The 13222-nt window shown below is 57.0% G+C and carries 13 protein-coding genes; 7 read left to right on the top strand and 6 right to left on the bottom strand.

The annotated features are described in order from the left end of the window. Positions 1–370: 370 nt before the first annotated feature. A complete protein-coding gene (locus tag F1379_RS04620; protein WP_150266867.1) occupies positions 371–736 on the bottom strand; it encodes a VOC family protein in 366 nt (121 codons plus the stop codon). A gap of 188 nt (positions 737–924) precedes the next feature. On the opposite strand from F1379_RS04620, the gene F1379_RS04615 reads away from it, so the two are divergent. Together F1379_RS04615 and F1379_RS04610 are read left to right on the top strand one after the other, a co-directional pair. Beyond that, the gene (locus tag F1379_RS04615) at positions 925–3597 is read left to right on the top strand and encodes a PAS domain-containing hybrid sensor histidine kinase/response regulator (RefSeq protein WP_150266865.1); all 2673 of its coding nucleotides are present in this window, start codon (positions 925–927) and stop codon (positions 3595–3597) included. 147 nt (positions 3598–3744) lie between these two features. Continuing rightward, entirely contained in the window at positions 3745–4149 is a 405-nt protein-coding gene (locus tag F1379_RS04610) for a NusG domain II-containing protein (protein ID WP_150266863.1), read from the top strand. Here F1379_RS04610 and F1379_RS04605 read toward each other — a convergent pair. The 3 genes from F1379_RS04605 to F1379_RS04595 form a co-directional block, all read right to left on the bottom strand. Then, positions 4146–5021, bottom strand: a complete 876-nt coding sequence (locus F1379_RS04605; RefSeq protein WP_150266860.1) for a TIGR03943 family putative permease subunit — start codon at positions 5019–5021, stop codon at positions 4146–4148. The two genes, F1379_RS04610 and F1379_RS04605, sit on opposite strands and share 4 nt — an antisense overlap. Before the next feature lie 65 nt (positions 5022–5086). Continuing rightward, a complete protein-coding gene (locus F1379_RS04600; RefSeq protein WP_150266858.1) occupies positions 5087–6073 on the bottom strand; it encodes a permease in 987 nt (328 codons plus the stop codon). Positions 6074–6086: 13 nt separating this feature from the next. Further along, positions 6087–7130, bottom strand: a complete 1044-nt coding sequence (locus F1379_RS04595) for a CobW family GTP-binding protein (protein WP_150266856.1) — start codon at positions 7128–7130, stop codon at positions 6087–6089. A 204-nt stretch (positions 7131–7334) separates the two neighbouring features. On the opposite strand from F1379_RS04595, the gene rpmG reads away from it, so the two are divergent. From rpmG to F1379_RS04570, 5 genes are all read left to right on the top strand, one after another. After that, positions 7335–7484 carry a 50S ribosomal protein L33 gene (rpmG, locus tag F1379_RS04590; RefSeq protein ID WP_150266854.1) on the top strand — a complete coding sequence of 50 codons (150 nt, stop codon included), beginning with the start codon at positions 7335–7337 and terminating at the stop codon, positions 7482–7484. A 78-nt stretch (positions 7485–7562) separates the two neighbouring features. Further along, a complete protein-coding gene (locus tag F1379_RS04585) occupies positions 7563–8771 on the top strand; it encodes a GTP-binding protein (RefSeq protein ID WP_150266852.1) in 1209 nt (402 codons plus the stop codon). A 71-nt stretch (positions 8772–8842) separates the two neighbouring features. Further along, positions 8843–9112: a 30S ribosomal protein S14 gene (gene rpsN / locus F1379_RS04580; protein WP_150266850.1), complete on the top strand. Its 270-nt coding sequence runs from the start codon at positions 8843–8845 to the stop codon at positions 9110–9112. 774 nt (positions 9113–9886) lie between these two features. Then, a complete protein-coding gene (locus F1379_RS04575) occupies positions 9887–10306 on the top strand; it encodes a DUF6157 family protein (RefSeq protein ID WP_150266848.1) in 420 nt (139 codons plus the stop codon). Between the two features lie 106 nt (positions 10307–10412). Further along, entirely contained in the window at positions 10413–11072 is a 660-nt protein-coding gene (locus F1379_RS04570) for a class I SAM-dependent methyltransferase (RefSeq protein ID WP_239004553.1), read from the top strand. A gap of 254 nt (positions 11073–11326) precedes the next feature. Here the strand turns inward: F1379_RS04570 and F1379_RS04565 are convergent, their stop codons facing one another. Next, positions 11327–12133, bottom strand: a complete 807-nt coding sequence (locus F1379_RS04565; protein ID WP_150266846.1) for an MBL fold metallo-hydrolase — start codon at positions 12131–12133, stop codon at positions 11327–11329. Between the two features lie 301 nt (positions 12134–12434). After that, complete coding sequence (locus F1379_RS04560; RefSeq protein ID WP_150266843.1) at positions 12435–13019, bottom strand: helix-turn-helix domain-containing protein; 585 nt, start codon at positions 13017–13019, stop codon at positions 12435–12437. Positions 13020–13222 lie beyond the last annotated feature (203 nt).

Raw genomic sequence — 13222 nt, 5'->3', positions numbered from 1 at the left:
CCTTTCGCTTCCTTCATCCGGCTTGCCGCCATTGCTTACCTTCCTCACGTTGAAGAAGCGCTCAGGCTTGCTTCTGGTGCCGTAATCGCTCCAGACTCACCACGACTACCCGGCAAAGGAGGATAAGTGTATAACGTACAGCTATTTTGGCCCCCGGAGTCCTTTTTTTCAGTTTAATTGTATTTCGTACACTTAAAGAGAAGGGATTCCGGCGAAAAGGTCCAATAACCGGATTATAGTTGTACCGAATGCAATTATAGCGCGATGTAGCGGGCAACCGGCAGTTATAGTTGTATAAAATACACTTAAAGTTCCTCATACAGCTTCTAATACAGCTTCTAATACAGCTTCTCATACAGTCCGATCCATTTTACCTGCTGGGCTGGGTGAAGCTGATGACATTGCCGTCCGGATCGGCGAACTGCAGCGAGCGCGCTCCCCAGGGGCGGGTGACCGGTTCATTCAGCAGTTGTACTCCGAGCGCCTGCAGCCTGAGGTGTTCGGCATCCACGTCCTCCACAACAAACGTCAGCGTCATGTTTCCGGCCCCCGCATCAAGGCAGAGCGCCATATCTTCCCGTGCAGCCTCTCTGGAGTATATCGCCAATCCGGCCCCCGATGTAGCGATGTCCGTATGTACCGGATCAATCACAGACGAGGTCTGCAGGATACGGTCATAGAATCGGGCGAGTGCAACCACGTCTCCGGTAATAAGACAAATTCCCTGAAATTTCATTTTGCGCAACCTTCCTTTCGTTCTTTATACACAGGCGGTCCTCCTGGAATCCCAGCTTTTTGCGGCGATTGTCTCATTCTTCAACCCGGAACACTGTGATAGACTTCATATCTAAAGCCATTATTCCGAAAAAAAGGTATACTGTAAAATAACCGGGGTCCCCCACTTTCACAGAGGAGGCTACAACATTGTCAGATACACTGTTAAAAAATCTGTATATGCGCTCCTCCAACGGATTTGCCGCAATCTCTGCCCATGATGGCATTGTGCGGATGGCCAATCCGGCATTTCTCCGGATGTTCGGCTATGCTGAAGAAGAACTGGCGGGAATCGACTACCTGAAGCTGATCCATCCGGAAGACAGATGCCTGTATACGCATATGCAGGCGCTGGCGGCCTTGAAGAGCTATCCGGAAGGAGAAGCCGAGCTGGAGCTCCGCTTCCTGCACAGGGACGGCGGGAGCTTCCGGGGGGCGCTGCACATCTATCTGACCTACGGGGAGCAGGGCGATCCCTTGGACATGGTGGCCGAGCTGACATTAATCAAACATAAGGAGCGCCTGATATCGGAGTATTCCCGTGACTTCATTTCACGGAATGCTGCGGATTCGCAGGCCACTTATTTATATGCTTCGCCTATCTGCCAGGAGATGTTCGGCTATACGCCCGAAGAGATGATCGGCTCGCCGGGAATGAATTACGTTCACCCGGAGGATGAGGCGAAAGTTCGTGATTATTTACGCCTGAGCAGAGACGGGCAACCGCTTGAACCGGTCGTTTTCCGCTTTCGGTGCAAGGACGGCACTTACATATGGACGGAAACGACTTTGCGCTATACATACGAAGGAGCGGGCGGAGCCGGTGAAGTTATCGGCATCACCCGCGATATCTCCGAACGCAAGCAGTATGAATTACGGCTGCGGGAGAGCGAGAACCGTTATAAGTCGCTCTTCGAATACAATCCGGCGGCGATCATCGCAATGGACCGGTCGGGACGGATTCGCTCCCTGAATGAGAGTCTCCGCGGACTGACGGGTTATTCCTGCGAAAGCCTGCTGATGTCCGGGTACAGCGATATTATGGACCCGTCCGAGCTTGGGTTTGTGGCTGGGAGATTTGCGGCGGCGGCTGAGGGCATGGCCCAGACCTTCGAGAGCCGGATCATCCATAAAGAAGGGCACGCCGTTGAAGTCAGTATCATTTATGTGCCGATTATGGAGGATAACCAGGTAGTGGGTGTCTTCGCCATCATCAGCGACATCACGGACCGTAAACGCCATCTGGAGCAGATCGAGAAGCTGAGCTATGAACATTCGCTGATTCTGAACTCGGTATCCGAAGGGATCTTCGGCATGAATCTGCAAGGCGAGACCGTCTTCATCAATCCTGCGGCATCGGCGATGCTCGGCTACGGTACGCGGGAGCTGGAGCGGGGCGGCAAGCTGAACACGATCGAGCAGACCTGGCTGGCTGGTGAGCCATATCCCGGTATTCGCAATTCGGCGGAGGAATGGCTGCAGGAGCATCTGTCCTACGAGGAGAAGGAAGGCGTGTTCTGGCGGCAGGACGGATCGAGCTTCCTGGTCAGCTACCGGATGACGCCATTGTTCGACAATGGGGTGCGCAAAGGGGCTGTCGTTGTATTCCGCGATATTACCGAGGAGAAGGCAATTGTCCGCGCCAAGGAGTCCGCCGAGCAGGCGGACCGGGCCAAATCGGAGTTCCTCGCCATTATGAGCCACGAGCTGCGGACGCCGATGAACGGAATTATCGGAATGGCCGATCTGCTGGCGGGAACGGAGCTGAATGAAGAGCAGCAGTATTATACGGGTATTATCAACAAGAGCGGCGGCCAGCTGCTGCATATCCTGAACGAAGTGCTTGATTTCAGCAAAATCGAAGCGGGAATGATGACCCTTGAGCCGCAGACCGTTGAGCTGCGCCAGGTAATGCAGAATGTGTCGGAGATTTTTTATCCGCGGGTGAAGGAGAAAGGGCTGACGCTGCGCATCGAGCTGGACCCGGCCCTGCCGCCGCTGGTAGTGACGGATGAAGGCAGGCTGCGGCAAATTCTGGTCAACCTCGTCGGCAATGCGGTAAAGTTCACCGATGAAGGCGAAGTAACCGTGAAGGCTGCTCCGGTCTCTGCCCCTGCCCATAATCAGGTGATTCTCAAATTCACGGTGAAGGACACCGGGATCGGCATTCCCGAAGGCAGCCAGAAGTTGCTGTTCCAATCCTTCTCCCAGCTCCATCCCGCAATTAACCGCAAGTACGGCGGTACCGGGCTGGGCCTGGCCATCAGCAAGAAGCTGGTTGAATTGCTGGGCGGAGCCATCGGGGTGGACAGCATCCCGGACCAGGGCTCGGAGTTTTATTTTACCGTAAATGCGGCATTGCCCCGTGAAGAGAGCGGCTTCGTGCCCGGTTATTATTCTCAGCCGCTGAGCCCCGTTTCGTCTTCGGTGAAGTCCGCCGGCCAGTACGGTCCGCTGTCGATCCTGATCGCTGAAGATCATCCGGTGAATCTTGAGCTGCTGAAGGCTTATCTTCACAACCTGGGATATGCCGCCGATGAGGTGTCCAACGGCAGATTGGCGGTGGAGGCGGTGACGTCCCGCCGTTATGACCTTGTCTTTATGGATATCCAGATGCCGGTGATGGACGGTATAGAAGCCACCCGCAAGATCCGCGAGGAGCTCGGCTTGTATCCGGTAATCATTGCTGCGACTGCTTTTGCAAGGGAGGAGGATAGGGATATCTGCCTGAAGGCAGGCATGCAGGATTTCATCGCGAAGCCGATCCGCACGGCTGAGCTGGAGCGGGTGCTCCGGGAATGGACGCCGCATGTGCGCAGGTAGATTCTCAGCAGCCGGGCCGGAATTACATTCTGGCTGCGCCGGATACACAAACGGCTGCGCAAGGGTTGACAATGCGCAGCCGTGTTGGCTATAGTGGTATTATTCGTAATTATTACGTTATAATAGCTTGACGAAAGGATCACAACATTGCAAAAGCTGAAACGCGGAGATATCGTGCTGATCCTGGTGGTCCTGCTGGCGGCTGCTTCCTTCTATGGGGTGAAGTGGCTGAAGGAACGCAATGAGCACTTTACGCAAGGAGAACTTCAGGCAGTCATCTCTATCAACGGCAAAACGTATCAGACCGTGCCATTGACCAAAGAGGAGCAGGTCATCGACATCAAGACCAAATATGGACACAATATTCTGAAGGTATACGATTACGGTATTGAAATGACTTATTCCGATGCACCGCTGCCGATTGCACTGGATATGGGCTTCATTTCCAGGCCAAGGCAGCAGATTATTTGCATCCCGGCAAGACTGATGGTTGAGGTGATCAACCCGGCGGCCCCGGTGAACGACCCGGATGCACTTGATGCAGTCATCTAATAAGCAGCTTTCTGCGAGAGCTCATCCCATGCCGCTACCGAATCCGCGCTGGTATAGACATACGGCGTGGCCGGCTGCGGGACGGTGCTGATAGTCTCGGGAACCAGCCCCATGATCTCGCCGTCTCCATAGGCTACAACCTCAAGCTTGCCCCGAACCTGAATCCAGGTGTCTGCGGGCAGGCTTATTGGCGTCTGCGGGTGGAGCATGATACCGACCGGGGTGGCATCCGCTGTACAGCACTGGACGAGAAAGCGGCTGACGGCGAACATGTCTATCCCTCCGGCTCCCCGTTCCCGGTAGAGAAAGCCGGTTACCTGGACAGTTCTTCCGGCAAATTGCTCCTTGTACAGATTCAGCGCGCCGATGGTTTCGGAGAAGATTTCCGGCTGCACAGGTACGACGGGAAGGAGATGCAGCCTGCTTGCAAGCTCGGCGAATTCAGCCTTGTACGGGTCCTCGGCGCGGAAGTCCGCTTGGCGCCGGCTGCCCGTTTCGGGTGAGGTGTAAGCGAATTCGAAGCCTTTTTTGGCGGCGGCGGCGCTGCCGAGCGCCCGGTCGGGAAGCAGCAGTCCCAGGAGCAGCGGAAACAGGAAGAGGCTATACAGCGCTCCGCCGGCTGCTCCGGAAGCCGGCAGCCGGTGCTCGCAGTCGCACAGGTCGCCGCGTTTGCCGAAGAGTGCCTGCAGGGCGAGACTGAGAGACATCAGCACGAGCGGCAGCGGGCAGAGCCTGACCCAGCGGGCGAGGCGCGGAGCGACATAATAATGCAGCGCATCCTGCCGGACCAGGTGGGCGATGAACAGGGCGAACAGCAGCAGAATCGCTGCGCGCAGCAGATAGTGAACCCGGATGGTTCGGGGGTCATTCATAGTTTGCCATGCCTCCTGAAACGGAATTGCTTATTGATATTAATTTCCCGGTGAAATGCAGCTTCTCACAGGACGAGCGAGAAGAGCACGGAGCCGCTGAAGACCAGGGCGAAGATCAGGAAGAAGAGCAGCAGGGCGAAGCCGGTCTTGAACAGCGACAGCAGCATCAGCGCATTCTTGAAATCAAGCATGGGCCCCAGCACCATAAAGGCCAGCAGCGCACCCTCCGGAAAGGTATGCAGGAACGCCGAAGCGACAAAAGCATCCGAGGTCGAGCAGAGCGAGAGGGCAAAGGCCAGCCCCATCATGAACAAATACGAGAGAAGCGGCCGGTCCCCGATGGCAGAGAGGCTCCCCTGATCAAGAAAGGTCTGGATTCCTGCAGTCAGCAGGCAGCCGATGATCAAATATTTGCCCATTTCAAAAAATTCATCCGCCGTGTGCACGAAGACGGAGACCGCCTTGCCGCCGCGCATTTCCGGCCGGTGCGGCTCGCCTGCGGTGCGGGCCAGCGACAGCCGCAGCGGCGGCTTCTTCACGGTGACGAACAGAACCAGGCCAACGACCACGGCGACGGCAAAGGCGAGTCCCATCCGGGCATAGGCCAGGTCCGGGTGGGCCCGGAAAGCAGTCAGCGTTGCGCCGTAGACCACCGGGTTCAGGATCGGCCCGGCAAGAATGAAAGTGACTGCGGCATAGACCGGCATGCCCTTGTGCATCAGGCGCCGCACCAGCGGAATCATCCCGCATTCACAGACCGGGAAGATGACGCCGAGCAGGCAGGCGAGCAGAATGGCCGGCAGCGGCCGACGCGGAATCCACCGCGCCAGCGTCTCGTCGGCGACGAATACACGCAGCGCCGAGGAGAGCAGGGCGCCGAGCAGCACGAAGGGCAGTGCTTCAAGCAGGATGCCCAGAAACGCAGTCTTGAAGGTGTCGAGATAGACATTGTCCGGCGGTGCGGGAAAAGCCTGCAGCCAGATGACCCCGGCGGCCAGCAGGAAGGCGGCGGGCAGAAGCAGCGGGAGCCATTTCAGCGTCAGTGAAGACATGCTTGCCAAGCGGTCAGCCGAACAGCGCGGTCCATTGCTCCGCCAGCCGTTCCTCGTCCAGATTCAGTCCGATGAAGACCACATAAGGCTGTCCCGGATAGCGCGACGGCTCCCAGCTCGTACGGTTACCGGCGTATTGCACCAGCTGTACGGCAGCCTCGCCCCGCAGCTTCACATGTCCTTTGGCCCGCAGCAGGGCATGCCCCCACATGTGGAATAAGCTTTCGAGCCGCCCCGGATCAATGGCGTTTCCGCCCGCCTGGGGAAACGTCAAGGTGACGGCCGATACTTGGGAATAGGATGCGCTTCCGGTGTCCTGCAGCCCGTGCAGCGGCTCCTGCACGGCCGTTGCCGCCGGATGCGGGGCAGCGCGGCCCCGCTGCAGCGCCGCGCCGGTAATTCCCCCGCGGCCCCGCTGGGCCGCCGCACTGCGGGGAACCTGGGGCAGCACGCCCGCCAGCAGCGGAGCAAGATTAATCCTGCTGTAGTGGGTGAAGATCACCTCGGAATCGCTGTTATACTTGCGTACCGTTCTCTCAATCTTCCAGAGCGTCTCCTGCTCCGCCAGATCGCTCTTGTTCACGACGATCAGATCGGCACTGCTGAGCTGCTTGCGCAGTGTGCGGACCAGCTGTTTGTCCGCCGAGAAGCGGCTGCTGTATTCCAGGGCGTGCTCCGCGTCCAGCAGTGTAACCGTGTAATGCAGCTTCAGCCTGCCGGCAAAGGCATCAGCCTGCACAATTTCGGCAATCTCCCCGGGATCGGCCACACCCGTCAGCTCGATAAAGATGATATCCGGCCGTCTGCCCAGCAGGTTATTCAGGCTGCCCGGCAGCTCATCCTTGCGCGTGCAGCACACGCAGCCGTCCAGCAGCTTCTCGACGCCCACGCCGGTATGCTCCTGCAAAATGTATCCGTCCACATCGCGCGCACCGAGCTCGTTCATGACCACTCCCGGCTTTAAGCCGCGGGCTTTGCTCTCCTCCAGCAGCGACAGCAGGAGCGTCGTTTTTCCGCTGCCCAGAAATCCGCCAAGTATCATCACAGGTATATTCATGATCCACTCTCCCACGGGTAGGCTTCGCCTTTAATTTGCAAGACTCATATTTTCATATGGTTATCTATACGTGCCTTGTCCCCGGGAAAGACCTATAAATCCGGCCCGGAGCAAAATTCGTCCGCAGTGTTGACAACCGGAGGGCGCATATGTAGAATAATGCTTAATCGTAAGAATTACGAATAGACGACTGGAGCTGATCATATGCGTGTAACTGTTACCCTGGCCTGCACAGAGACGGGCGACCGGAACTATACAACCACCAAGAACAAGAAGACGAATCCGGAGAGGCTGGAGATGAAGAAATACAGCCCGCGCCTCAAGCGGGTGACACTGCACCGTGAGACGCGCTGAGAATCGGGGCCGGCACATTCGCCGACCCGTTCAGTGAGAGCCATTAAGAACATGTGGAATCAAGTGAGGAGAGAAAACATGCAACCAATACCTGTGACCGTACTCAGCGGATATCTGGGCTCCGGCAAGACTACCTTGCTGAATCATATTTTGCATAACCGGGATGGCCTTAAGGTGGCCGTCATTGTCAATGACATGAGCGAGGTCAATGTAGATGCCAGACTGGTTCAGGCCGGCAATACGCTCTCGCGTACCGAGGAGAAGCTGGTGGAGATGTCGAACGGCTGCATCTGCTGCACCCTGCGCGATGATCTGCTGCGCGAGGTAAGCAAGCTGGCAGCGGAGGGGAGATTTGATTATATCCTGATTGAATCCTCCGGGATCAGCGAGCCGGTCCCTGTCGCACAGACCTTCACGTATGCCAATCCCGAGCTGGATATTGACCTGACCTCGCTTTGCCGGCTGGATACGATGGTTACCGTAGTGGATGCCTACCGTTTCTGGCATGACTTCGCCTCAGGCGAGAGCCTGCTGGACCGCGGCCAGGCGGCAGGCGGGGAAGATGTGCGCGATATTGTCGATCTGCTCATTGACCAGATTGAGACCTGTGATGTGCTGCTGCTGAACAAGTGCGATCTTGTCGGCGAAGCGGAGCTGAACAAGCTGGAAGCGGTGCTTAAGCGGCTTCAGCCGGCCGCCAGAATCATTCGTACGGTCAAGGGGATTGTGGACCCGCGGGAGATTCTGAACACCGGACTGTTCAATTTCGAGAAGACCAGCATGTCCTCCGGATGGATCGCGGAGCTGAACAAGGACGAGCACACTCCGGAGACGGAGGAGTACGGCATTGGTTCCTTCGTCTACCGGCGCCGGCTGCCGTTCCACCCGGAGCGGCTAAGTGCCTTCTTCGGAAGCTGGCCGGAGCAGGTGGTACGGGCCAAAGGACTCGTATGGCTGGCGGCCAAGGGCGATCTCGCCGGGAGCCTGAGCCAGGCGGGGCCATCCATCCAGTTCGGCCCTGCCGGCTACTGGCTGGCCACCTTGCCGAAGGAGCAGCAGCTTAGCGTGCTGGTGGATGAGCCGGAGATGAAGGCCCGCTGGGACGCGCAGTGGGGTGACCGGATGAACGAGATTGTCTTTATCGGAATCGATATGGACCGGGCCCGGATTGAAGCTGACCTCGACGGTTGTCTGCTCCGTGCCGAAGAGATGAAGCAGGACTGGAGCAGGTTTGACAATCCGCTGCCATGGGCGGCCGATGAATTGCTTGCCGAATACGCAGAGTAGAAGAGAATCAGGCTCCTGCAATGCAGAGCGGGGAGGAGCTATAGGTTTCCGGAAAAGGAGGGAGATTACAAATGGCGAAGAAATCCAAGGTCGCTAAAGAACTGAAACGGCAGGAAACGGTGACTAAGTATGCGGATAAGCGCAGAGCGCTGAAGGCGGCGGGAGATTACGCGGCACTGCAGAAGCTGCCGCGCGACTCGGCAGCGGTCCGTCTGCACAGCCGCTGTGCCGTGACCGGCAGACCGCGCGGATATTTGCGCAAATTCAAGGTCTCGCGGATAGTGTTCCGCGAATTGGCACTGCAGGGCCGGATTCCCGGCATCGTTAAATCGAGCTGGTAGACTAGAGGGACATGCCTGAAGCACGGGCGGGGGGAGTTAAGCAAGCTTTCTTCTGAATATGACACAGAACTATAGAAGCTTTCCTGCACAGGGCATACGCTGCCGCCTGTGCGGGGATAGCTTCTTTTTTTGAATCGGCAACCCTGCTACCTTGACCCATTCAAATTCCAGGGTATAAGTGCTTTAATTCCCCTCTAGCATACTCGGTTGCAAAGTGCCATTACACCAATTTCTAAGCCTGGTTTCGTTTCGCTTCCCACTAACCCAGAAAAGAGCAACATGAGAACTTTAAGGTGCTGTCCTGCTTTTCGTTCGGTGAGCTTGGTTTGTGAATTATAGTCGATTTTTCGCCTACGTTTGCCCTATTTACATTCACGGTAGCCCATTGTGGTCAGTTTTTCGACTACAATTGGTCTGTTTTCCTCGACGGCAAGTCATTGTGGTCGGTTTTTCGACTACGTTTGCCTTATTTACCTTCACGGTAGCCCATTATGGTCGATTTCTCGACTACAATAGGATTGATTGGCCGGACTGTGCTGTTTGTCGGCCTGTTCACGGGAAAGGGATGCAGGTGCGGACGTCCCAGCCTTACTCGCAAATAGATGGTGCATAGCTACAATTTGATGCGGTCAAGGTACTTGGCGTTCCACCGGTGGAGGAAGTGAAGAGGAGGCGTTCCTCCGAACTGCAGGATTTGTACTGAATGCCTTGGCCTGAAGAACGCGGTCGGCTATGATAATAGTAACCTAAAAGCTTGCAAAAGGAGGATTCGCGATGAGCTATACCGATACGTTTATCCGGGTCGCGGCGGATTGTCCGGTGGAGACCGGAACGGTCCCGCAGTCCGGCCGCCCGCTTCCGCCGGTCCATGTGATCCAGTATGAGCTGCTGGCGGAAGCGCCTTATGTCTACAATCATGAGGAGCTGCTGTATGAGGTGCATGTGCGGCACAAGCAGATTCCGGCTGAAGAACGGGTGAACCGGCGGGATGAAATATGGGCCGGGCTGTTCGCGAAGAAGCACCCCTGCCTGCGGGCATCAATGCTGCCCAAGCGTTACGGCTGGGGCATCCACTTCAACGAAGAAGGGCGGATCGCCCTGTACGGCAAAGAGTCGCCGGAGTATGACCACTATACCTCGGGCGGCGAAGCGGGTGTGAAGCTGCTGGATGCGATGCGCAGTAAACGAAGCTGAAGGGAGTGAGGGAGGAACAGATTTCCGGAAGCAATCCTCCCGTACAACCGCCCGGCGCAGCCGCTTTATACGGCAAGTCGGGATTCAAGGAGATTTATACGCACTGGTGCAGGATCAAAAAAGCGTAAAGGAGCGGGTTCCACTGTCCGATTATTGGGAGGAGCGTTTTACACAGGAGGGAATGATATGGGGGCACGAGCCCAGTCCTTCGGCCGTCCAGGCCTTTGAACGCTTCAAGGAAGCGGGGGCCGCAGCGGTGCTGGTTCCCGGGGCGGGTTACGGCCGCCATACCAAAGTGTTCTCCGGCAGCTTTACTACATATGGAATTGAGATTAGCCCGGCAGCGCTTGAGCTGGCCGCTCGGTGGGACCCGGACAGCGTGTTCCTCGCCGGTTCGGCGCTGGAAGTTCAGCTGGAGTCTCCGGTAGACGCTGTGTACTGCTACGATGTGCTGCACCTGTTCCTTGCGGCGGAACGCCGCAGCTTGATTGCAGCCTGCCTGGCCCAGCTGCGCAGCGGCGGACTGCTCTATTTCACCTGCTTCTCTGACGAAGATCCGGCGAATGGGCAAGGGAGCATGCTGGAAGAGGGGACATATGAATACAAGCAGGGGAAATACGCCCACTTCTTCAGCGATGAAGATTTGCGGACGCATTTTGGCGGTACGGATATATTAGAGACCGGGGAGTTCACCGATTGTCTCCGCAGTTCGCAAGACGGCAGCCATTCCTACAGTCTGCGCTATATCCTTGCCCGCAAGCGGTAAGGCTGGCGGGCATAGTTACTCATTCCGGCCTGCAAATGGCTTAAGAAGCCGCAAGCACCCGCCGGAGTCGTGTCCCACTTGCTTACAGACCGTAAATACGCTATTTCGTCCAAATTCCGCCGATTGCTGATTTATCGGACGCAGCCGACGCTAAACCGGCTGCAGGCAATCATAACAACATGCTTATGCCGGAAGTCTGAACAAGAACAAGCGCGCCTGCATGTGCCAGCCCCGGAGAAATTCTCTGCGAGGGCTCAGACATACCGGCCCTGTTCGGGCAGCTCCTTCTCTTTGAAGGTCCGGCACAGCTCGGCGAGCTGCGGGCCCAGCTCCGGTCCGGCCATCGGGAGTCCATGGCCGGGCAGAAGCACCTTTGGGTCCAGCAGGGCAAGCCTGCGGACGGATTGCTCCGCCGCTTCCCAGTCCGTGGTGAAATAGGCGGGGGGCCCGTGCAATTCCTGGCGCTGCGTTACGACGGCCAGCGCCGATTCCTGCTTGACGGTCAGCAGCGCGTCGCCGGAGAGCAGCACCCGGTCCGCTTCGCGGAACAGCGAGATATGACCCGGGCTGTGACCGGGCGTATGCACCCACTTCCAGCCCGGAGCCCCGGGAACGCTGCCGTCGTCCGGCAGCGGCTGGACGGCCGGGCCGAGATCAATGGCCCGGTGCGGATAGAGCGGAGCGGCGGCGCTCATCAGACCGCCGCCAACGGAAGCATCGGCAGGCGGATAATCCTGCCTGCCCGTAAGATAAGGCAGCTCCTCGCGGTGGGCGTAGATGGGCGTGCCTTTCCATTCTTCCAGCAGCTCGCGCAGATTGCCGACATGGTCGAAATGCCCGTGAGTCAGAATGATTGCCTGCGGTGCGCCCGGATAGCTTGTCTGTGCGGCCCGCACAATACTGCCGGCGAAATTGCCGAGTCCCGCATCGACGAGAATCCACTTCTCCGGGGCAAGCGAGACGAAGGCCAGATTGGCAAATAAAGTGCGCAATCCGGCGACGCCGGGCGCCACGTCCCAGCTGTCTGTCAAACCGGTGGTCAACATGCCATGATATTCCATGAATTACCTCCTGAATACGGTATCGTATGAGCTCATGCAATCTCACGATAGTATACCCGATTCACCTGCGACTCACGCTGCCTTACTATTTATCCTGCCCGCTGCCCAGCCTGAGCGCCCATGCCCAATCCCCGCTTCCGCATCTCCGGATAAACGCCCAATTTCAGCTTGCTTGTCCCTGACCAGCCCGCCTCCCCCAGCTTAACCGCCCAGCCCCAAAAGCCAAATAGGCCCCTCTCCGGCTGGCGAAGAAAGGGCCTTAGCTTTCTGTTGTTAGGTTTGCGGGCAAGCAGCCGTCGTGTTACCTTGGTTCACAGTCGGCGAACAAAATGCTGCGCGGAATACGGAAGAAATGCTCCGCTTTCTCCTGAAGTGCCAGGGAAGGCAGATGGTTGTGGTGCAGCCATTTGCGGAAGGTCCCCGGGTGAACGCCGATCCAGATGCTGACATCGGTTACGGAGAAGTCGTAAACCATGCAGAGTCCGGTCAGTATGACATTGCTGCGGGGAGAGCCGGCAGCCGTTCTTTTCATAAACCGTGAAGGCGTCGGCTGGCATACGATCGGGCTTTGGCGCAGAAGCGCTTCGTTGAACAAGACATGCTGCGGATATCCGAGCAGACGGCAGGTCTTGTCCATATTCGTACGTGAGGGAATGCGGCCCTCATATACCCAGGCGCTGACACTGCGGGAGGAAACAGAGAGCTCTTCGGCCAGCCGGGACAGCTTGATGTCCTTGGCCATGAGGATCGCCAGAAGAACGCGGTTGCGGATCTGGCTGCGCTTCGGACGGCGGAATCGCTTGACCCGTACACCCTGTCCAAGATATTTGCGGTTGATCAGTGACCAAGCCTGAATGTTGTGAGATTCTGGTTGATTCTTAGACATACTTCCTCCGAAATTTTTAAGGATATACTACAATACTTTGCGGAGCGCTGCAATGGTTAATGCTGTAATTGCTTACATAAGAATTGAAGTTTCTTTCAGAAGCGGTGCAGAAGCGATGCTGTTATGATATATTTTTATAAAGATTGCTTACTTTTAAACTTCCGGGGCGGTTCCCGGTACAAGAATAATTGAGGGGTGTATTG

The organism is Paenibacillus tepidiphilus (genome assembly GCF_008635795.1).
Taxonomy (GTDB): Bacteria; Bacillota; Bacilli; order Paenibacillales; family Paenibacillaceae; genus Paenibacillus_AQ; species Paenibacillus_AQ tepidiphilus.
This window is presented reverse-complemented; position numbering and strand designations above follow the sequence as displayed.